Genomic DNA, 22,834 nt, shown 5'->3' with positions numbered 1-22,834 from the left:
TACTATGCAAACATAATAAAATTTATACCAAAAACCAAAACGGTATTTTGAATTATTATAGCCAAATGTGATATCTAACCTATCATGACTATGTTTCCGACAAGTTATTATTAATGACCCGTAGGGTCTACCGCTTTGTAGCCGATGAAAAGGACGAGCTTTGCCTCGTAGAGGCTACCCTTTCTTAGGCAGGCCGCAAATAAGCTATTTACATATCTGATTGATGGGTAGCCTCTACGAGGCAATAATCAGATTCAAATTTGTTCTACAAAGCGGTAGCCCCTCCGGGGCATTTCCTTTCGCATTTTTTATTTGAGTCTACACAGCATGGCTCTAACCTTGTAATTTCCAGCTTATAGAAATACGAACTACCGGCAATACAAATACAATAGGAAGCGCACAAATAATACAAGATTTCTCCAATATCAAGAAGCAATAATAACGCAAAAATTGCAACTCGTTAAAATTACCCCAAGTTCTACAAAGCGGTAGCCCCTCCGGGGCATTTCCTTTCGCATTTTTTATTTGAGCCTACACAGCATGGCTCTAACCTTGTAATTTCCAGCTTATAGAAATACGAACTACCGGCAATACAAATACAATAGGAAGCGCACAAATAATACAAGATTTCTCCAATATCAAGAAGCAATAATAACGCAAAAATTGCAACTCGTTAAAATTACCCCAAGTGCTATAATGTAGTATTTAATATTTTTGAGATATCGGACGTTTGCCACGCGTTGAAAATCAATCACCACAAAAAAACAACCCAGGTGAGAAACGATAATATTGAGCTTAAAAACACACGATTAACAAGTAGATCATCAATTGCTCACTAAGCCAGCGATTTATATGCTTTTGATATCCTTCATTTGCAACAAAATTAAAAATGATTATTAAAAATAATCGGCGCTACAAAACACTGGTTAGCCATACTTTTAAGCTGTAATTAAGTGCCTTTGATTGCATGTCTAACGGTTTAACTTCCATATTTAAAAATCATGTTTTGATAATCTGCCGGGGCGGCTGTTATCATATTGATCGTCTTTTTGTACTTGTACAGCATCTTTTTTACATACATATCAAACGTTACCCCGCCGGCCATAAACAGCTTTTTGTGGCCATGCCAAACCAACAGCGATGTGGTATGAAAAAAATGTTTGTATGCCACTTTACGCCAGCTTTTAGAAAAATCCGATTTCCCCTCGAAGATTATGGCCAGCCGCTCTGTTTGAAAGGTGATATGCGGGGCTTCGTCAATTAAAATATCGGTACAAATATCTTTTAGCAGGCGGCATTGGGTGGCATCTTTTAGCGCCTGGTAAAAAATCTGGGCGGTGCTTTCTACCACAATAACGGCCAGCGTCCAAATCTCCATACTGGTATTCCAATAGCGCACTTTGCGGAACAGGGTATCGCCCCAATCTTTTTTTACGCGCTTTTGGCCTATCTTATCAATGTACCGGCCCAGGTTGTTGCCGTGCTTTTGTTCCTCTTTAATGAAGAGCTTAACGGCGTCCACATAATCAGGGTCGCCAATGCGGTAGGCGTATTTGGTTGATGCAGCAATAAGATGCGCCCCTTCGGATGTTTCGCCCAGTTGCCACGCCTGTAACGATTGCAGGATGGTAGCGATCTCTTCCTGCGTAATGGTGGGCGCTATGTTCCAGTTCACTCTTTTTTGGTGGGCATTTGCCTGGAAATACCCTATCCAGTAATAGCTTGTATGCATATGTTTTTTGATGTTTTAAAATTTTAAAAAGAGACGCGAAGTATCGCGTCTCTACAGTTTGTTATTGTTTATCCCAATTTATTTTGCGCGAGAAATACATGAGCAGGGCTACGATGACGAAAAGCGCGATACTGCCTATCAGCAAGGCCAGGTCTTCCAGTTGGATGATCACGAAAATGAATATGTAAATGATGGATAGGATCAGCGCGAATAAGCCCGCCGCAGCCTTATTTTTAAGTAATGATGCGATGAATGCCGACACCAGGCCGATAGTTGATACCGATGCAATAAGGTAAGCAATGTTGTAGCCAACCTGTTCGGAGAAGGATAGCAGCAACGTGTAATAAATGATCATGGCCCCGCCTATCAAAATATAGTTAAAGGCATGGATGCGTTGCTTGCGGATCAGTTCGGTAAGGAACAGCGATACGAAGGTTAAAAGAATGATAAGGATGGCGTATTTGCTTGTGCGGGTAATTTTTTGATACTGATCTACCGGCAGGCGAAGTTTTACACCAAATGATGCATCCTCTTGTTTTTTATCGCCACTTAGTAAATCATTGTCATTAAGCCATTGCTGCGGGAAAGGCCTGTTATAATACAGCATGCGCCATTTGGCCCTGAAGCCGCTGCTATCTACCACCCTGCTATCCGGCAGGTAACGCCCGTCGAAACTTGGGGTGCTCCATTTACCATCAACCTCTACGTCGGTAGTTTTACCCAGGTGAAGGAAGTGTAACTCCTGGCTTCCTTTCAGGTCCAGCGTGTAATCGAACGTAAAGGCACCGTCTTTAGTAGCGGCCAGGTTTATATCCGCCTTTAAGCCATTATTGAACACATCTTTGCTGTTAAAAGATGGCTCGGCCGATACCTGCATACCTGCAGCATTAACTACCGGATTGTTTTTCAGGCCTTTTAAATCGCTGATGCTGAACTCCAGCCGGGCCTTATCAAGCATTAGCTGCCCGGGCGCTAAAGCAACGCCGGCAACATCTGCTTTGGCAAAGTTACCCGTAAGGCGGATGGTAGAATTATAAACCACCGTTTCAAACATCCCCCGGTGCAGTAGCTCGGGTTTTACGTTTGCCTTTATCTTTAAATTTTCGGGCAGTACGTAAAGGGTTTCAATAACCTCTTTGGTAGTTTCTTTTTTATCAGCATCGGTAAATTTTACGGTTTTGCGGTAAGGGATCACCAGCACCGGCCCTTTCACCATCTGGCTGCCCGACCATTTGTCCGCCACATCTTTTATCATCTCGTCCTGCCGGCCAGCGCGCTCGCGGATCAGATCGTCAATAAGGGATGAGGGAATCATAAGCACCAATATAAGTATGCCAATAAAAACTAATTTAACGGTGATCGATTCCTTGAACCAATCCATAATGCTGCGTAGCGGGTTTTGTTGTTCTTGTATCATTTGATTATTTAAAGTACTTTGAATTACAAAGTAAATGGGTAAAAAAATATAGTTAAAAATTCTTTTGATTTTTTATGATCTGCTCCAAGGCATCCAGGTGTTGTTTAAACGCTTGTTTGCCTTTGGCTGTAGCCTCGTAATTGGTGTTTGGCTTGCGGCCCAAAAACGATTTGTGTACCATAATATACTCCTCTTTTTCTAAAGCTTTTAGGTGCGATGCCAGGTTGCCGTCTGATGCATCAAGCAGTTCCTTAAGCGAAATAAAATCGTAGCGCTCGTTCACCACCAGCACACTCATTATTTGCAAACGCAGCCGGTTCTCAAAGGCTTTGTCGAGTTTTTCAAATGGGATCTTCACCGGTCGTATTTTAAGTACATGATGCTGCCGTAAACAATGTGTAACACGCCAAAGCCTACAGCCCAAAACAGCAAACCATAACCCGGCAGTAAAGCAGCCAGCAAACCTAATACAATTTCTATAATACCTAAATACTGTACATCTTTATAAGTATTGTTACTGGCGTTTACCAGTGCCAGGCCATAAAATATAAGCGTTGTTGATGCCACAATGCCAAAGTACCCTCTCGATATTAAAATAAGCACTAATAAGCCGCCGGTTACCAATGGTACAGCCAGGTTAAACAGCAATTGCCTGCTGGTGCGCCCCCAAGGGTTTTGCCCTTTTTGTTTTGCCTTGCGAAGTGTTAAATAAACCCCTGTAATAAGCGAAGCAGCCAATACGGCCAACGCCACCAAAATCAAAGTATACAAATTACCCGGCGAGCGCTTTACATCATCCATCACATACTCGCGGTAGCTAAAAAAGCCGCCGCTACCGTAAATGATGCTGTAGCCGACGGCCGCGCCTATCAAAGCATAAACCCCAGCCAGCACACCGCTAAGGCCGCTAAGCGAGATGAATTTTGAGGAGCGCTCCATCATACTGCGGATGGAGGTAAGCTCGTCTTGTATTTCGTTTTCTTTCACTTAAAAGTACTTTGTTATTCAAAGTAAGTTATTAAAATTGGTAGTTGCAAATAAAATTTGATAAAGTTCAATATCTTTATCAATGAACATTCAGGAACAAATATATAATTGGCTAATAATAGGGCTTCAACAATCTCCTGTAAGGTTTGCTGAGGTTTTTTATTTCGATAGGCGTGATAAGCAGTTCTTTTCTATATTGATGATTGACTATTTTTTATTTGAAGCCGACGGTGAGATATCCAAAGATGCAACATCTACTTATTCTGTAGATACTTTAAAATTACTTAAAGACAGGATAGCACGAATTAATGTTGATGCCGATGTAATTGCTTTACCCAGACTTGGCGATACAGAAGATAATTACCTACAGCAGGCCGACAGCTTTTTAAATTTAAATGCAATTAATATTGATGAAGCAACCATATGGGAAGTGGAGGAAAGTGGATCAATAACTATTAAGGTTGATTAGGTCACTACACCAATATAGCCGCCTTCACCAAATAAGGCAAGATCTCTTTCTGGAAAGACACGAAATTCTTGCGCACATCGCTATCACTTACCGAGGTAAAGGCGAAGCTGAATACAATGCTTTTACTGCATTTAATGAGGAATCGCACACGCTGGTGGTAACCCTCGTGCTTGCGGATGCCGGGTAACTGGATGAATGATTGTACCAGCAACTCTTCCAGTTCGTTAGATAGATTCTTCAAAAAATCCTGCGAGTTGGTGCTTTCGCGGATAAAATCCCAGCCTATAAATTCGTTACAAATGGTGTATGACAGGCGGCAGGTTTTCATGATGAGGCTGCTCAGGTGTGCTTCCTCGTCCATATCGGGGGTATTGGTATTGATCAGTTCGTCAACGCTTACTTTGATATAGTCCATCAGCAAAACGTGCAAAACGGCCTCCTTGCTATCAAAATACTTGTAAATGGTGGCCTTTGCGATTTTGGCACGCTTGGCTATTTCGTTTACGCTGGTTTTGTGGTAACCGAATTTGCGGAACAGATCTTGCGCTGCCCGCTTAATACTATCTTTAATTTTATCGGCTTCCATTAATTAGTTTGAAACAAATATCTCAAATTGCGTGGTATTTACAATGTACGACCTAAGATATTTGGTAGCAGGGGCTTTAACAGGGCCCCCATCTGAAAGTGAAAATTTTGAACCGCTGCATGGGTCGGTAGCGGTAAAGCCCGTATCATCAACAGAAATGGCGCACAGTTTCTCTGGCTGATAGCTGCTGCAACGGTCGTAAGCCACATAAGAATTATCTGTTTGCCTGTAAATAATAATACCTGCCACACCCGCACCCGATATATAGACATACCCGCCCGGTGCGTTAAGCGCCGTATAGCGTGGATCTGTTTTTACGATCTTTACGTTTACAGGTACACGCGGCACTACGCTTTCAGCTTTGCCGCAGCCTAAAAACAGCAGGCAAATAATAAGCAGTGCCGGGATATTCTTCATTTATATAATATCTGTTGTAAACTGTTTCAGGAAACGTACGTCGTTCTCCGAGAATAAACGCAGATCGCGGATCACATATTTCAGGTTGGTGATACGCTCGATACCCATACCGAAAGCAAAGCCGGTATATTTTTTACTGTCGATGCCGCAATTCTCCAACACGTTAGGGTCAACCATGCCGCAGCCCAAGATCTCTACCCAGCCGCTGTATTTACACATGTTACAGCCCGCGCCTTTACAAAGGGTACAGGAGATATCCATCTCTGCGGATGGCTCGGTGAACGGGAAGTATGATGGGCGGAAACGCACCTTGGTACCCTCGCCGTAAAGCTCCTGCACAAAGTGATAAAGTGTTTGCTTCAGATCACTGAACGATACATTCTCATCTACATATAAACCCTCTACCTGGTGGAAGAAACAGTGTGCACGGGCAGAAATAGCCTCGTTACGGTAAACACGGCCAGGCATAATGGCGCGGAACGGCGGCTTGCCATTCTCCATCATTCGCACCTGTACCGATGAGGTGTGTGTACGCAAAGCGATATCATCCGTCCCATCACCCTTGCGGATAAAGAAAGTATCCTGCATATCCCTGGCAGGGTGTTCCTGCGGGAAGTTCAAGGCCGAAAAGTTATGCCAGTCGTCCTCAATCTCCGGGCCCTCGGCCACTACGAAACCAAGTCGTTTAAATATATCGATGATCTCGTTACGTACCAACGATAACGGGTGGCGTGAACCTACTTCAAAACCATCACCGGGCAAAGTAAGGTCGATTTCGGATTTCGGATTTTCGATTTCAGTTTTAAGACTTTCCTGTATTTCCTGATACTTGCCTTCGGCAAATTGCTTAAACTGGTTAAGTACTTTACCAAAAGTGCGTTTCTCTTCGGGGCCAACGGTTTTAAACTCTTCAAAAAGGTCTTTTATTAAACCTTTGGTACCTAAAAATTTAATACGAAATGATTCCAGTTCATCAGCTTTGGCAGCTGTGAAAGCTTTTATCTCGGCAGTATATTGATCTATTTTAGATTGCATTATAACGTTCTTAAAAATTGTTCGGCAGTCAATACCGGTATTGTAGCTTGTTTGTAGTCTTTTATATTACGTGTGATTATAACGTCGCATCCTCCACTAATTGCAGCGTAGTATTGCACGGCATCTTCAAAATTAGAGAAAGCTGAAGCGGCAGCAGCTTTAATTAAATCAACATCTTCTTTAATAATGGTAAACCTATTTGTTAATACTGAAACTGCTTGCCTGGCAAGTTTCTCGTTTAATACTCGTTTAGTTGCATAATGGATATTCAATAAACTATGGGTGGAAGCGCTTAATTTATAAATACTGCCATCAGCTAAGTTTACTACCTCTGCACTGGTGTTAAAATGAGGCTGCCTGATTAAAATTGTATCTAATAACACATCGGAGTCAATAAATAAATTTTTATAAGCCATACTTTTCATCCAGATGCTTATGATATAATGCCTTATGATCGAAATCAGGTGTAGGCTCTTTTGCTACAATTAGTTGCTGCATCCATTCCGGAAAATCAGCTAATTGTGACATATCAGCCTTTTTCTTTTTTCGCTTCTTATCAAGTTCTATAACAAGGGTTTTAATAAACTTAGAAACACTCATATTGCTTTCGGCTGCAACTTCCTTCGCAATTTGTATAGTGTCCCTATCCATGCTCAATGTTAATTTCGCAGTTGCCATATCAATAAATTTATACGTACAAATATAAAAAATTTATACGTAACTATTTAATCACCCCTAAAGCCTTACCTACCTTGGTAAATGCGGCTATGGCTTTATCTAAATGTGCTACATCATGCGCGGCCGAGATCTGTACACGGATACGTGCTTTGCCCTGCGGAACAACCGGGTAATAGAAGCCGATAACATAGATGCCTTCTTCCAGCATCTTAGCTGCAAACTCCTGCGCCAGCTTGGCTTCGTAAAGCATAACAGGTACAATTGGGTGCACGCCTGCTTTTATATCAAAACCCGCAGCAGTCATCTTCTCGCGGAAGTATTGGGTATTGCTTTCCAGTTTATCGCGAAGGTTGGTGGTTTCGCTTAGCATATCCAGTACGGCAATAGATGCGCCTGTAATAGCAGGGGCCAATGTATTGCTGAACAGGTACGGACGCGAGCGCTGGCGAAGCATGTCAATGATCTCTTTACGGCCAGATGTAAATCCGCCCGATGCACCACCCAAAGCTTTACCTAACGTACCTGTAATGATATCTATCTTACCCATTACATTATGATGCTCGTGCGTACCGCGGCCGGTTTTGCCCATAAAGCCGCTGCAATGGCTCTCATCAATCATTACCAAGGCATTGTACTGTTCGGCAAGGGCGCAAATTTTATCAAGCTGCGCGATGGTACCATCCATAGAGAACGCCCCATCGGTAACAATAATACGGTGGCGAAGATCCTGAGTGGCTTTCAGCTGCTCTTCCAGGTCGGCCATATCATCGTGTTTGTAACGCTTGCGTTGCGCTTTACAAAGGCGCACACCATCGATGATAGACGCGTGGTTCAATTCATCAGAAATAATAGCATCCTGATCGTTAAACAACGGCTCAAAAACGCCACCATTCGCATCAAAAGCGGCCGCATATAGTATGGTATCTTCTGTACCTAAAAAGGCAGTTATTTTTTGTTCTAGTGTTTTATGTATATCCTGCGTACCGCAAATAAAACGCACCGACGATAAGCCGTAACCATGGGTATCCATCGCATTTTTGGCAGCCTCGATCACTTTACCGTTTCCCGATAAGCCCAGGTAATTGTTGGCACAAAAGTTTATTACTTCCTGCCCGCCCTGCACGGTAATATCTGCGCCCTGTGGCGAGGTGATAATTCTTTCGCGTTTGTATAGGCCGGCGCTTTCAATATCGGCAAGTTCCTGCTGTAAAACCGGTTGCAATGTATTGTACATAATAATGAGATGTTAAAGCCGCAAAATTAAACATTAACAAGCAATTGAACGGGTTATACAAAACATTTAATGTAAATTACGTACACGCAAAAACATTTTACGCACTATTAGTATTTACCGTAAAACACCCTATGAGAAGATACTTACCCTTTATTATATTTATACTCACTGCCTTTACCGCATCGGCACAGCAATACGCATTATCGGGCCATATAACAGGCCAAAAAAACGAGATGGTGCCGTTCGCATCGGTGTACATCCGCAATACCACTTATGGCACCACCGCTAACGAGGAAGGCCGCTATCAGCTAAAACTAAGCCCCGGCACATATAACGTTATTTACCGCGCTACAGGTTATGCAGAACAGGTAGAAAAGATAACCATCGCCGACCAGCCCGTTCCACATAATATGCAGCTAACCAACGAGGCTTTCAAATTTAGCCAGGTATCTGACAAGTGGAAACAAAACCTTGACCCGGGCGATACCATCATGAGCCGGGTTATTGCCAAACGCCAGCAGCATTTAAATGAAGTAAAAAGTTACTCGTGCGCGGTTTATGTAAAAGGGGTTCAAAAGCTTTTAAGCTCGCCAAAGGCATTAACCAGTAAAGCGGTGATACAGGCACTCGATCTGGATTCTAACGGCCGTGGCATCCTTTACCAAACCGAGATCCTATCAAGCCTTAACGTTGCAAACCCTAACAAAATGCGCGAGGTTACCATTGCTTCAAAGCAATCGGGTATCAATACCGCGTTCGATTACAGTAAGGCATCAGACCTGCAGGTGAATTTTTATAACGATGTGTTTAAAATAAACGGGTTAAGCACCCGGGCTTACCTTTCACCCATAGGTACAAACGCGGCTAAGTATTACAATTATAAACTGGTTGGCAGCACCATACAAAACGGCCTTACAGTTGATAAAATTGAGGTAATACCCAAGCGCGAGAATGGCCAGTACTTTCAGGGTAACATGTACATTGTAGAGGGTGATTGGCGGATTTACAGTGTAGACCTGATGCTTACCAACAAAAGGGCAAGCTTAAACCTTGTTGACACCTTAAAGATAAGCCAGCAATACATCCCCATAACCGATAGCGTTTGGATGCCGGCAGCGGTACAGGTCAATTTTAGGGGATCGGTACTTGGGTTTAAATTTGGCGGATATTACCAGGGGATCTACAACAACTATAAATTAAACCCAACCTTCCCCAAAGGTTATTTTAATGGCGAAGTATTAAAAATAGATACCGCGGCCAATCTTAAAACCCCGGGATATTGGAACGCCACTCGCCCATTACCTTTAACCAGGCAGGAAACCCGCGATTATCAAAAGAAGGATAGCATTGCCGCCTACAAAAAAACGGATGCTTACCTGGATAGCCTGCAGCATACTAAAAACAACATCAACTACTTTACTTATACTATATTTGGTTACAGCGCAAGCAACCGCAGCGAGCGCGATTCCCTGTACATTTTCCCATTCCTGCAAACGTTTTATTACAACACAGTTGAAGGGTTTGGTATAAATGCCAAAGTGCGTTACACCCATAAAATAGATGACCTGCACTCGTACAGCGTCACCCCTGCCGTGCGCTATGGTTTTGGTAATAAGCTTTTCAGCGCCAATGTGCATGCCGAGTACCTTAACGATCCATTTCATAACCAAAAGTTTTTTGTTGATTTTGGCAGCGATGTGCTCGATCTGAACAACGTAGGTACACGCTCGCTATATTTCAACACACTGAGCACCATACTGTACGAGAATAACTATGTAAAATATTACCGTTCGCAATACGGGGGCTTTGGCTTCCAGCGCGAATTAAGCAATGGCATTTTATGGTCGGCGGCATTGCAATACGCCAGCCGTACCCAAATGTATAATAATGCCTTTGGGCACTTAGTAGATGTAAAGAATAAAGAATTTACCTCTAACAATCCACTGGCACCTGCAGGCACACCTCCAGAAGACCGCTCATTCTTGTTCCCGCAAAACCAAGCATTAACATTTAATACATCAGTCGCCTTTACGTTCGATCAGCAATATATTACCAGGCCAACCGGTAAATTCAATATCCCGTCGAGGTATCCAACGCTAACTGTTAACTATCGTAAGGGTATAAAAAGCGCTTTTGGGTCTGATGTTGATTATGATTTTGCATCGGTTGATATCGCGCAGTCCAACATCCGTGTAGGATTGTCGGGTTTCTCCTCTTTTAAATTAACAGGTGGCGATTTCTTCAGGAACAACAACCTGTATTATATGGATTATTACCATTACTTAGGTAACCAGGGTACCACGTTCGACCCTACCTACATCGGTAGCTTCCACTTCCTGCCGTTTTATACCTACAGTACAAATGGCGCGTTCTTCGAAGCACACTACCAACACAACTTTGCCGGATCGTTACTAAACAAAATACCTTTGATCAGGAAATTAAAGCTGGAAGAAGTAATTGGCGTCAACTATTTAACCACCAAGGGCAACCCTAACTACAAAGAGTTTTATGTAGGTGTACAACGCCTTATTTTTAGGGTAGATTACGGTATCTCCTACGCCGGGAACAAAAAATACATCCAGGGCTTCAGGATATTTTACGGGTTGAGATAACGCGTAGTGAATTGTTGGTTGAGTAAGTGGTGAGTGGTTTTAAACCGATTAGAACCACTCACTTAATCAACCATTTTACCATTCACAACAAAACATTATCTTTGCGCTTCATTTAACACCGTTTGCAGCGGTATCAATGTGGTTATGATAAAATACAACACACTACTTTACTATTGTTATTCAACAATAGCCGATGGCGAGCAATTTGCGGCCGATCATTTAAAATTTTGTAACTCTCTTGGGTTAACCGGGCGCATTATTGTGGCCGACGAAGGCCTTAACGGTACCGTATCCGGCACCGAAGACGCTTGTAAAACCTACATGGATACCCTGCACGCCGATGCGCGTTTCGCCGGGATTGATTTTAAGCTGGATGTGGTAGACGAACCTTCGTTCGTGAAAATGCACTGCCGATATAAATCAGAAATAGTACACTCCGGCCTGCGCGATCCAAACATGATCAACCCGCAGCTACAAACCGGTAAACATTTAGAGCCAAAAGATTTTTTGGCGATGAAAGACCGCGACGACGTGGTGATACTTGATGTACGCTCGAACTACGAACACTCTCTTGGGAAATTTAAAAATGCTGTAACGCTGGATATCGAGAACTTCCGCGATTTCCCGGCGATGATCAACGAGCTTGCCAAATACAAGGATAAAAAGATATTGACCTATTGCACCGGCGGCATCAAGTGCGAAAAAGCATCGGCACTGCTGTTGCACGAAGGCTTTAGCGATGTTTACCAGCTACACGGCGGCATTATCAAATACGGTAAAGAAACCGGCGGCGAAGATTTTGAGGGCAAATGCTACGTGTTCGACAACCGCCTTTCTGTTGATGTAAATAGCGTAAACCCGGTTGTGATATCCACCTGCCGTAACTGTGGCAAAACCACGCCAAAGATGATCAACTGTGCCAACCCCGAGTGTAACGAACACTTCACGCAGTGTGATGAGTGCGGCACCGCGATGGATGGATGCTGCAGCGCCGAATGTCAATCGCACCCGCGCAAGCGTGTTTACGATGGCACGGGTTACTATGTAAAAGTTCCCCAGCCGGTAAATACAGCTAAAAAAGGCGCTGTGCAATTCGCAGGCGAATGATTTCGGCCAAAGCCGGAAATGTATATCAATTCATCCGCCCATAAATGGGGCGGCAATGATATTAATATTTGATAACTCAGCACTTCGTTTAACACCAAAATCACCAACGCGCTTAACCTTTGCAGCCTATCATTGCCGTCGGCTTTAGCCGACGGGTAACAAAAACAGCGTATTGGTTTTAGCCAAAATCTCCCCTACCATTTATTCAAAGTCAAATTGTATTTTTGACACATTAACTTTGTGCCGATACATTTATGCGGAAACACCTCCTGTTTGCTTTTTTCGTCCTTGTAAATATTTGCGTGCAAGCTGCTGATATAAAAAGCATTGGTGTACCTTACGTACAAAATTACACTAAGGCACAGTACCAGTCGGGAAATCAAAACTGGTCGATAACGCGCGATGAGCACGGCATTATGTACTTTGGTAATGACGAAGGCCTGCTATCGTTCGATGGTAAATACTGGCAGCTAAACCGGATGCCCAATGGCCTCATCGTTCGCTCGGTAGCGGCTGATGGAAAAGGCAAGATCTACTCTGGCGGGTTTGGCGAATTTGGCTATTGGAAAAACAACAAAAAAGGTTTTCTTAAATATAATTCGCTCACCCACCTTGTCCCCAAAAAATACCAGCCGGTAAACGAAGAAACCTGGAAGATCTATGTAGATAAGGATAGGGTTATTTTTCAGTCGTTTGGCTCTATCTACATTTACGCCAACGGTAAAATAAACGTTATAAAGGCGCCTACACCATTTCTATTCCTTTTCAAAACCGGCAGCCGCTATTTTGTTGAACAGGTTGATGCAGGCCTGTTCGAACTTAAAAACAACAAACTGATATACGTAGCAGGCAGCAATATTTTAGGCAGCCGGGTGCTGTCGATCCTGCCATTCTCCAATAACAAATACCTCATCGGTACTGCTAAAAACGGTTTGTTTTTGTACGATGGTGCCACCATAAAACCATGGCAAAACCAGGCGAACGATTTCCTGAAAAACTATCAGCTAAACAACGGCGCCATTATCCCAGGTAAGTACTTTGCTTACGGCACTATCTTAAATGGCATTGTCATAATTGATACCGCGGGTAACGTGGTGCAGCACATTAACAAATCAAGCGGGCTACAAAACAACACGGTATTAAGCCTATATACCGATACTGAACAGAACCTTTGGGCAGGGTTGGATAACGGTATTGACCGCATCGAGGTAAACTCCCCCCTCTACTTTTACTTTGACAAAACAGGGCGCTTCGGCACGGTTTACTCCAGCATTATTTTTAATAATAAGATCTATTTGGGTACTAACCAAGGCCTTTATTATAGTGATTGGATAATCCCCGGTAACAAGCGCCTTTTGCAGTCGTTTGATTTTCAACTTATCCCCGGTTCGCAGGGGCAGGTTTGGGAGCTATCCCTGCAAGATGGTAAACTACTTTGCGGCCACAACGATGGCACGTTTCAGGTAAACGGTAATACCCTAACAAAAATAAACCCCCTAAGCGGTGGGTGGACCATCAAAAAATTTAATACAGGCCAACTGATCCAGGGTATTTATACCGGCTTGGTTATTTATCATAAAGATGCCGCCGGTAATTGGGCTTTCGATCATAAAATTGAAGGCTTTACCGAACCATCGCGGTATGTGGAGCAGGATAACAAAGGCCAGATCTGGGTGAGCCATGCCTACAAAGGCATCTATAAAATAATCTTGACTGCCGACAATAAAAAGGTAGCGTCGCAAAAATATTACGACAAAAACTCGGGCCTTCCCGATAGTTATAATGTGGGTGTTTTCAACCTCGATAACCGTATCATTTTCTCGTCAGACTCTGGCTTTTATGTGTATGATGACATTACCGACAGGTTTTACAAATACCAGCAGCTTAATAAAGCGCTTAAAACCTTTTCATCGTCAAATAAGGTAATAGCTGCTATCGGTAAAAAGTACTGGTTTATAAACCATGGGCGGGTTGCCCTGGCAGACCTATCAGTGCCGGGTAAACTCACTATCGACTCGAACCGTTTTAGCAGTCTTAATGGCCAAATGGTGCAGAATTATGAGAACATCAGTATGATCAACAACCAGATCTACCTCATAAGTGTAGACGATGGTTTTGTTATTGTGAATAATAAAAACACATCGCGGCAGCCCAACTTTAAACTGCCCGATGTACTGATACGGCAGGTTGAAAACATTACCGATAAAACACAGATAATAACGGATATGAACAGTAATGATAACGAGATAGCCATCCCTTATCATCAAAACAACATCCGCATCTCTTATTCTCTGCCGTATTATAAACAGGCAAAAATTAAGTACCAGTATTACCTGGAAGGGTACTCGCGCCAGTGGAGCGAGTGGAGCGCGCAAAGCCAAAAAGAGTTTACTAACCTTAACCAGGGCACTTACCATTTTAAGGTACGCGCTAAAATTAACGACGAAAATGTATCGGGTGTAACTACTTTTACCTTCGAGGTTTTGCCGCCATGGTACGCCGGCAAAATTGCCATTACGTTTTATTTATTGATGGCCACTTTGCTTTACATTGCTATCCGCAAGTATTATTTGCTTAAACTGAAACGCCACCAGCACCAGATCCAGGAAAAACTACAGCGCGAAAAAGAGGAGTTTTTACAGCGCGAGGCCATTGCAAACGAGCAACACATTGTAACTATTAAAAACGAACAGCTACAGGCCGACCTTGCAAGCAAAAGCCGCGAGCTGGCTAACTCCGCCATGAACATCGTGTACAAGAACGAATTGCTGCAAAAAATAAGCGATGAAATAGACCGTTTTAAAGATAGCAGCGGCAAAAAGCTTTCAGACGATCAGCTTAAAAAGATTCACAAAGTTATTGAAGAAGGTATGAGCGATGACCGCGATTGGAACGTTTTTGAGAACAGTTTTAACGAAGCGCACGAAAACTTTTTTAAGAAACTTAAACAAGGCCATCCCGACCTGGTACCCAACGATTTAAAGCTTTGTGCCTACCTGCGCATGAACATGAACAGCAAGGAGATGGCATCATTATTGAACATATCGCTCCGTGGCGTGGAGATTAGGCGCTACCGCCTGCGTAAAAAGCTCAATTTAGAGCATGATAAAAACCTGGTAGAGTTTCTCATCGAGTTATAATACTACATCATTACCTCTCATACCCCCATTTCACTACTGCTATGCATGCATAGGGTTTGTAGTATACAAAGCATATAAAATTGTTTCTTAACTTACATTATATCAATTGTTTATATTTTCTTCTTAAAAAATTTGTGAAAGTATTTTAAGGTTGATGTATTAATGTAGAGTTGCATTATTTGCTAAAATTGTATTATCTCCTCAACTTCGAGGCTTCAACAACCAATTAAACCAGTACTTAAAAATTTATTAACCACTATGAAGAGAATTTACACAATCTCGGGCTTGCTCCTATTGTTTACTTTTTTCTCAACTGCCCTATTTGCACAAAACGTTACTATTAAAGGTAAAGTTAGCGATGCAAAAACCGGTGAAGCGCTTATAGGCGTAACAGTTGCGGTAAAAGGTACCACAAACGGCGCCCAAACTGATGTTAATGGGGTTTACTCAGTAAATGCCGCATCAAACACAACACTGCAGGTATCCTATTTAGGTTACGCCACACAGGAAATTCTAATTGCCGGACGTACTAATATAGACGTTAAACTACAAAGCGCTACTAACGAACTGCAAGGCGTGGTAGTTATCGGTTACGGTACTCAACGCAAACTTGATGTTACCGGTTCGGTTGCCTCAGTTAAAGGCGAGGAAATTTCAAAACAAGCTTCTATCAATCCGCTAAGCGCCTTACAAGGCAAAGTAGCGGGCGTGCAAATTACTAATTCGGGTTCGCCGGGTGCTTCACCTAAAGTAGTTATACGTGGTACCGGTACCATTTACGGTAACACCAATGTACTATACGTGGTTGATGGTGTTTGGTATGATGATATCAGCTTCCTTAACCCGTCGGATATCGAAAACATGAGTATCCTTAAGGATGCATCAAGTACTGCTATCTACGGTATCAGGGCGGCAAACGGTGTTGTTTTGGTAACTACCAAAAAAGGTAAAAAAGGCACAACAACTGTTAACTATAACGGTTACGCAGGTTGGCAATCAGTTACCAACCCGGTAAAAATGGCTAATGCTACCGAGTATGCTACCATTATCAACGAGCTTTACGCAAGCAATAATTCTACAGCATTGTTTAGCGACCCTGCAAGCTACGGAACAGGTACCGATTGGTCTAAACAGATCTTACGTGATGCATTTGTACAAAGCCACCAGGTTTCTATAAACGGTGGTGCCGAAAAATCGAGCTACAACTTATCATTAGGTATACTTAATCAGGATGGTAACATCAAAACAAACAACTATAAACGCTATACCATGCGTTTAACTGATGATTATCAGCCGTACAAAAACCTAAAATTAGGTATCAGCGCAAGCGGTTTATACAGCAAATCAAAAGATATCCCGGGTGGCATATTCCACGAGGTTTATGGCGCAGCACCAGTAGTACCGGTTTACTACGCCGATGGCACTTATGGCGACCCAAGTGACTACAGCCTGGGTGATGGTAACAACTACAACCCGCAGGCATCGCTTGATTTTTTTAACCAAAAATCAACAAATTTCCGTTTTACGGGTAATGCTTACGCGCAGTTAACCTTTCTAAAACACTTCAACTTTAAAACAAGCTTAGGTGGCGATTTTGGACAGGCCGAGGTTAAAAACTACAACCCTGTTTACGTTGCTACTTTAAAACAGCGTAATACAACAAGCGTACTTAGCCAGGACAGGACAGAAACCCGCAACTGGATAGTTGAAAACACACTAACCTATGAAAACCAATTTGGCGACCACAGGTTAACCGTGTTAGCCGGTCAAACCGCTCAACGCAACCAAGGCTACACCTTTAACGGCCGTGCAGAAAACGTACCGGGCGGTGGTGACGAAAACATGTATTTGTCGCTTGGTACAAATCGTACTTCAACAGATGGCGGTTCGTTAAACACAGCATCATCATACTTTGGCCGTGTTAACTACGCGTTTAAAGACAAGTACCTGTTGAATGCAACCATCCGTGATGATGCTGCTTCACAATTCTACGGCGATTTCTTACACACCACCTTACCATCAATTGGTGCAGGCTGGGTTATTACCAAAGAAGATTTCATGAAAGATCAGCATGTATTTGATCTATTGAAATTAAGAGGCAGCTGGGGTAAAGTAGGTAACGCGGGTATCCCGTATAACCCACTAACACCAACCATCGCACGTGACCCATACTTAACCGCTATTTTTGGCGGCGTACCATACCAGGGCGCAAGTTATAACACCGTACAACCACAGCTTTTACGTTTAGAGATTGGTGTTGGTACCGATATTGGGTTAGAAGCGGCAATGTTTAACAACCACTTAACTTTCGAGGCTGATTACTACAACAGGACCACTAACAATGCAATATTTGTTATCCCTGTACCATCATCAACTGGTACATCAGGCGGGTTAATTGGCAACCAGGCTAAAATTCAAAACCGTGGCTTTGAGTTCTCTGCAACCTGGAGAGGTACTTCAGGCGAGTTTACTTACTCTATAGGTGGCAACATCGGCATCAACAACAATAAATTACTTGAAGTTGTATCCGGTAAAAATCCACTTTACCAGGGTGGCGATGGTATAGCTAACGGTGCATTGGCAACCCGTTCGGTAGTTAACGAGCCAATTGGCCAGTTCTACGGTTATAAAGTTGTTGGCGTATTCCAAACTGCTGCCGAGGTTGCAAGCTCCGGCCAAACCAGCGCACAACCGGGCGACTTTAAATACGCTGACACAGATGGTGACGGCGTGATTACCAGTAAAGACCGTGTTGTATTAGGTAACCCTAACCCTAAATATAACTACGGATTTAACACCAGCTTTGGTTATAAAAACTTCGATCTGGCTTTAGATTTCCAGGGCCTTGCAGGTGTTGATATTTACAATGCAAACGTGGCTTACCGCTTTGGTAACGAAAACTATACTAAAGATTTTTATGACAACCGCTGGCACGGGCCGGGTACTTCAACTACCTATCCATCAGCAAATGTTGGTAACACAAGCAACTCGGCGCCAAACTCTTTCTATGTAGAAAGCGGTGCTTATTTCAGGGTTAGGAACGCGCAATTGGGTTACACCCTGCCAAGCGCTTTGTTAACTAAGATTGGCATAAAACGTTTAAGAGTTTACGCGAACGCGCAAAACCCATTAAACTTCTTTAAATACAAAGGTTTTAACCCAGAAGTTGGTGGCGGCCCGGGCAGCACTGGTATTGATGCCAGCGTATACCCACTATATGCTACTTATAACTTTGGTGTTAACGTTACGTTTTAATCTGATTAAAAATGAATCACTCAAAAAATATCTTGTATAAAGCATCAGGACTTGTGCTTTTTGCAACCCTTATATTAACGCAAAGCTGTAAAAAAAGCTTTTTAGATGTACCCCGCCAGGCACAGCAACCGGCAGCACAATTCTGGCAAACAGGAGACGATGCTAAGGCAGCTGTAAGTGCTACTTACGCCAACCTGCACGAGTGGACAAACATTGCATTTGCCCCAATGGCTATTGAAAGCGTTGGTTCTGACGATACCGAAAAAGGAAGTAGTGCCACAGATGCAACTTTCATGAACGATTACGACAACTTCACGGTAACTGCGGGCCAGGGCCAGCTTGGTGATTTTTGGGGTGGGGAATACAAAACCATCAACTTTGCAAACCAGGTTATTACCCGCGTACCTGCAATTGAAATGGATGCTAACCTAAAAGCACGTTATATTGCCGAATGTAAATTCATAAGGGCTTACGCTTATTTTAGGTTGGTTAGGGCATTTGGTGATGTACCATTGCGCCTTGCACCACCAAAAGATGCAAGCGAATACAACATTCCGCGCACCGCTAAAGCCCAAATTTGGGCTGCTATAGAAACAGACCTTACAGATGCTGCCGCTGTGTTACCACAAAGCTATGGTGCTGCGGATGTTGGCCGTATCACAAAAGGTGCCGCGCTATCGTTACACGCAAAAGCTGCTATGTACCAGCAAAAATGGGCTGATGTATTGTCATTTACTAACCAGGTAAAAGGCTTAGGTTATACATTGTTCCCTGATTACGAGCAAATGTTCAGGACCAATAACGAGAACAATTCAGAGTCGGTATTTGAGATCCAGAGTGATTTGATCCCGGGCAACCCGGATGCGTCAAACTCCCAGTATTCACAAATACAGGGTGTAAGAGGTTCAATAGGTGGTGGCTGGGGCTTTAACGTTCCAACTCAAAACCTTGCCGATGCCTTTGAACCCGGCGACCCTCGTCGTGATGCCTCTATCATCTTCCGTGGCGAAACAACACCAGAAGGTGATGCTATCCCGGCAACAGGTGATAACCCTATGTATAACCAAAAATCTTATGTGCCTTTCGGCATGTTCGTAACCGGTTATAACGAGGGGGTACAGCAAAATATCCGCGTGATACGTTATGCAGATGTATTATTAATGAATGCCGAGGCTGCCAACGAGCTTGGCGATGCAACTACCGCACTTGCAGACCTTGAATTGGTTAGGGCACGTGCAAGGGGTAGCAATGCCGCGATCCTTCCAAAAGTTACAACTACAGATAAAGATGCTTTACGCACCGCTATCTGGAAAGAAAGAAGGGTTGAGTTATCGCAGGAGTACGACCGTTACTTCGATGTTATACGCCAGGGGCGTGGTTTAGCTGTATTTGGCCCTAAAGGCTGGAAAGCTAACAAAAACGAAGTATGGCCGATCCCTCAAAACGAGATCGACCTAAGCTTTGGTGTATTAACTCAAAACCAGGGATACAATTAATTTTAACCTTCACACAAAATGAAAAAATTAAATATATGCTTAATAGCAGCGGCATTTGTAAGTACCGCGCTATCATCATGTCAAAAAAAGTTCGACCCTTCTACTTACGCGCCGCCGTTGAGTATTGATGGTTTCACCAGCTCAAACGAAGTTGCACCCGAAAGCCTTGTTGCAAAATGGTCTTTTGACGGCAATTTGATTGACAGCGTTTCAAAAGTTGCCGGTACAAACACAGGTACCACTTTTAGCACAGGCGTTAAAGGCGGCGCTTTGCAGGGTGCTTTAAACAGCTACGTAATAACTGCACCATCTGCTGCTGTATCAGGTTTAACCAGCTTTACCTTTGCCGAGTGGATCAACACACCACCACCTTCAGTAGGTATTGTCCCTGTTTTTTCTTTAGCAAACAAGGCTGGCTTTTGGGGTAACATCGAAATATTTTTCGAGAACGGTAGCACCAACGATAATGGTTTATTGCGTATCCACATTTTTAATGGTACAGATGATAAAACGTTAGAAGTTAACGGCACAAAAAACTGGTTCGATAAATTTGTACACTTCGCGGTGTCTTACGATGCAGCTACAGCAACATGTAAAGTTTATATGAATGGTACACGCATTGTTAACCAGGCATTCCCTGGTGTTACAGGCCCTCTAAACTTTAAAAACCAGGGTAATATTGTATTTGGTGCGCCACAGTTTATGACTACACCAAGCCAAACCACAACACACGGTGCTGAAGGCTGGGCAAGCTTTTTAACAGGTTCTATTGACGAGGTTAGGATATACAGCAAAGCATTATCTGATATTGAAGTTGGCGCTATTGCTAAACTCGAAGGACGAGGAAAGTAAACATTTGATTGAGTATGAGGTTGTTCGGTGTATAGCCAGGCAGCCTCTTTTTTTGAGATTTAGTTTGCAGGCTTATCTGCTTACTTAAAGGTATTGATGATGAGAGATTTGAAAATTTTTGCCGGGTTTAGTTTATTAGTATTATTATTTGCCTGCAGCAAGAGCGGTAACACCCCTACGCCAGATCCGGTTAAGCCGGTAATACCTGCTTCGTTCAGCTTTTACGGGCTAAAGGTAAATGGCGTTTTTAACGGCTATACATATACAAACGTAAACAAAACCCCGGTAATAAAAATCACCTTCTCTACCCCTTTAAACAAAACTACGGTAGCATCGGCCATAAGTTTAAAAGACAAAGCCGGCGCGGCTATAAACTTTGCCACAAGCTACGAGAACAGCGACAGTACAGTAGTTATTAAACCTACACTTGCCGTTATCTCAAAATATACTTTAGATGTAAGTACCTCGCTTAAATCTACAAAAGATGGTGCATTGCAGTCACCTGTAAATATCGCTATTAATACAGGTATAGATTCTACTAATAAATTTACCACCATATCAGACAATCAATTGCTTGACCTGGTGCAGAAGCAAACCTTTAAATACTTTTACGATTTTGGGCACCCAATTAGTGGCCTTGCCCGCGAGCGTAATACATCAGGCGATGTGGTTACCACAGGTGGTTCAGGTTTTGGAATTATGGCGATGGTTGTTGGTGTTAACCGCGGATTTATCAGTCGTGCCGAGGGATTGGCAAGGATGCAAAAGATAGTGGGCTTCTTAAAAACAAAGGCTCAAACTTTTCATGGTGCTTTCCCGCATTGGCTGAATGGTGCTACAGGCGCAGTACAGCCTTTTAGCGCACTTGATAATGGAGCCGATCTGATAGAGACATCATACCTTATGCAGGGCCTGCTTACCGCCCGCCAGTATTTTAACGGCGCCGGTACGGATGAAACGGATTTGCGCGCAGACATAAATACCCTTTGGAATAATGTAGAATGGGACTGGTTTAGGCAAGGCGGCCAAAACGTATTGTACTGGCACTGGAGCCCGAGCAATGCGTGGGCCATCAACATGAAAATCAGCGGTTGGAATGAGGGGCTTATAGCTTACGTACTGGCAGCATCTTCAACCACGCACAGCGTGCCAAAAGTTGTTTATGACAACGGATGGGCGGGTAACGGCACCATGAAGAACGGCAACACCTACTACGGTGTAAAATTGCCATTAGGACCACCGCAGGGCGGCCCGCTGTTCTTCGCACATTACTCGTTCCTGGGCATTAACCCGAATGGATTAAGCGATGCTTATGCTAATTACGAAGAGCAAAATAAAGCACACAGCCAGATAAATTATAAATATGTGGTGGCCAACCCAAAAGGTTATTATGGCTATAGCGCAGATAGTTGGGGCTTAACCGCAAGCGACATTGAGGGTGGTTATACAGCAAGTTCGCCAACTAATGATGTTGGGGTAATTGCACCTACTGCGGCTATCTCGTCGTTACCATACACACCTACAGAATCAATGGCTGCGCTTAAATTTTTCTATTACAAACTGGGCGATAAAATGTGGGGGCCTTACGGCTTTTACGATGCTTATAACTTAAATAACCCATGGTTTGCAGATTCATACCTGGCTATTGACCAGGGGCCTATCATCGTGATGATCGAGAACTACAGAAGCGGCCTGCTTTGGAATTTATTTATGAGCTGCCCCGAAATTAAAACCGGGATGAAAGGTTTAGGCTTTACCAGCCCTAATTTATAAGTACTAAAACTGCTATCTCAAAATAACCTGCGGTTTTATAAACA

The 22,834-nt window shown here is 43.2% G+C and carries 18 protein-coding genes; 8 read left to right on the top strand and 10 right to left on the bottom strand.

What is annotated here, in order from left to right; all coding sequences use genetic code 11:
- Positions 1-979 precede the first annotated feature (979 nt).
- From RHM67_RS03945 to RHM67_RS03930, 4 genes are all read right to left on the bottom strand, one after another.
- Positions 980-1,732 carry a ferritin-like domain-containing protein gene (locus RHM67_RS03945; protein WP_322230761.1) on the bottom strand — a complete coding sequence of 251 codons (753 nt, stop codon included), beginning with the start codon at positions 1,730-1,732 and terminating at the stop codon, positions 980-982.
- Between the two features lie 61 nt (positions 1,733-1,793).
- The gene (gene creD, locus RHM67_RS03940) at positions 1,794-3,149 is read right to left on the bottom strand and encodes a cell envelope integrity protein CreD (RefSeq protein ID WP_322230760.1); all 1,356 of its coding nucleotides are present in this window, start codon (positions 3,147-3,149) and stop codon (positions 1,794-1,796) included.
- 52 nt (positions 3,150-3,201) lie between these two features.
- A complete protein-coding gene (locus tag RHM67_RS03935) occupies positions 3,202-3,507 on the bottom strand; it encodes a winged helix-turn-helix domain-containing protein (RefSeq protein WP_252757646.1) in 306 nt (101 codons plus the stop codon).
- Complete coding sequence (locus RHM67_RS03930; protein WP_322230759.1) at positions 3,504-4,136, bottom strand: hypothetical protein; 633 nt, start codon at positions 4,134-4,136, stop codon at positions 3,504-3,506. The genes RHM67_RS03935 and RHM67_RS03930 overlap by 4 nt, the downstream gene beginning before the upstream one ends.
- Before the next feature lie 82 nt (positions 4,137-4,218).
- Between RHM67_RS03930 and RHM67_RS03925 the strand changes: the two genes are divergently transcribed.
- Positions 4,219-4,605: a hypothetical protein gene (locus RHM67_RS03925; RefSeq protein WP_322230758.1), complete on the top strand. Its 387-nt coding sequence runs from the start codon at positions 4,219-4,221 to the stop codon at positions 4,603-4,605.
- A gap of 4 nt (positions 4,606-4,609) precedes the next feature.
- On the opposite strand, the gene RHM67_RS03920 is transcribed toward RHM67_RS03925, so the two are convergent.
- Genes RHM67_RS03920 through kbl form a run of 6 tightly spaced genes read right to left on the bottom strand, consistent with a single transcriptional unit; the run spans position 4,610 to position 8,555 of the window.
- Complete coding sequence (locus RHM67_RS03920) at positions 4,610-5,191, bottom strand: TetR/AcrR family transcriptional regulator (protein ID WP_322230757.1); 582 nt, start codon at positions 5,189-5,191, stop codon at positions 4,610-4,612.
- A gap of 3 nt (positions 5,192-5,194) precedes the next feature.
- Positions 5,195-5,608, bottom strand: a complete 414-nt coding sequence (locus tag RHM67_RS03915) for a hypothetical protein (RefSeq protein ID WP_322230756.1) — start codon at positions 5,606-5,608, stop codon at positions 5,195-5,197.
- Positions 5,609-6,643 carry a phenylalanine--tRNA ligase subunit alpha gene (pheS, locus tag RHM67_RS03910; RefSeq protein ID WP_322230755.1) on the bottom strand — a complete coding sequence of 345 codons (1,035 nt, stop codon included), beginning with the start codon at positions 6,641-6,643 and terminating at the stop codon, positions 5,609-5,611. It abuts the gene before it with no gap.
- Complete coding sequence (locus RHM67_RS03905) at positions 6,643-7,068, bottom strand: PIN domain-containing protein (protein WP_322230754.1); 426 nt, start codon at positions 7,066-7,068, stop codon at positions 6,643-6,645. Before RHM67_RS03905 ends, pheS begins: the two co-directional genes overlap by 1 nt.
- Positions 7,049-7,321 carry a DUF6364 family protein gene (locus tag RHM67_RS03900; RefSeq protein ID WP_322230753.1) on the bottom strand — a complete coding sequence of 91 codons (273 nt, stop codon included), beginning with the start codon at positions 7,319-7,321 and terminating at the stop codon, positions 7,049-7,051. Before RHM67_RS03900 ends, RHM67_RS03905 begins: the two co-directional genes overlap by 20 nt.
- A gap of 43 nt (positions 7,322-7,364) precedes the next feature.
- The gene (kbl, locus tag RHM67_RS03895; RefSeq protein ID WP_322230752.1) at positions 7,365-8,555 is read right to left on the bottom strand and encodes a glycine C-acetyltransferase; all 1,191 of its coding nucleotides are present in this window, start codon (positions 8,553-8,555) and stop codon (positions 7,365-7,367) included.
- A gap of 131 nt (positions 8,556-8,686) precedes the next feature.
- On the opposite strand from kbl, the gene RHM67_RS03890 reads away from it, so the two are divergent.
- From RHM67_RS03890 to RHM67_RS03860, 7 genes are all read left to right on the top strand, one after another.
- The gene (locus tag RHM67_RS03890) at positions 8,687-11,167 is read left to right on the top strand and encodes a DUF5686 family protein (RefSeq protein ID WP_322230751.1); all 2,481 of its coding nucleotides are present in this window, start codon (positions 8,687-8,689) and stop codon (positions 11,165-11,167) included.
- Positions 11,168-11,311: 144 nt separating this feature from the next.
- Positions 11,312-12,274 (top strand): rhodanese-related sulfurtransferase, encoded by a 963-nt coding sequence (locus RHM67_RS03885; protein WP_322230750.1) that lies wholly within the window; start codon positions 11,312-11,314, stop codon positions 12,272-12,274.
- 254 nt (positions 12,275-12,528) lie between these two features.
- A complete protein-coding gene (locus RHM67_RS03880; RefSeq protein WP_322230749.1) occupies positions 12,529-15,414 on the top strand; it encodes a ligand-binding sensor domain-containing protein in 2,886 nt (961 codons plus the stop codon).
- Positions 15,415-15,672: 258 nt separating this feature from the next.
- A complete protein-coding gene (locus RHM67_RS03875) occupies positions 15,673-18,669 on the top strand; it encodes a TonB-dependent receptor (RefSeq protein ID WP_322230748.1) in 2,997 nt (998 codons plus the stop codon).
- An 11-nt stretch (positions 18,670-18,680) separates the two neighbouring features.
- On the top strand, positions 18,681-20,165 hold the full coding sequence (locus RHM67_RS03870; RefSeq protein WP_322230747.1) for a RagB/SusD family nutrient uptake outer membrane protein: 1,485 nt from the start codon (positions 18,681-18,683) through the stop codon (positions 20,163-20,165).
- A gap of 18 nt (positions 20,166-20,183) precedes the next feature.
- On the top strand, positions 20,184-21,017 hold the full coding sequence (locus RHM67_RS03865) for a LamG-like jellyroll fold domain-containing protein (protein WP_322230746.1): 834 nt from the start codon (positions 20,184-20,186) through the stop codon (positions 21,015-21,017).
- Positions 21,018-21,113: 96 nt separating this feature from the next.
- Positions 21,114-22,790: a glucoamylase family protein gene (locus tag RHM67_RS03860; protein WP_322230745.1), complete on the top strand. Its 1,677-nt coding sequence runs from the start codon at positions 21,114-21,116 to the stop codon at positions 22,788-22,790.
- The last annotated feature ends 44 nt before the right edge of the window (positions 22,791-22,834 follow it).

Origin of the sequence: Mucilaginibacter sp. 5C4 (genome assembly GCF_034345625.1) — a bacterium.
Lineage (GTDB): Bacteria > Bacteroidota > Bacteroidia > Sphingobacteriales > Sphingobacteriaceae > Mucilaginibacter > Mucilaginibacter aurantiaciroseus.
This window is presented reverse-complemented; position numbering and strand designations above follow the sequence as displayed.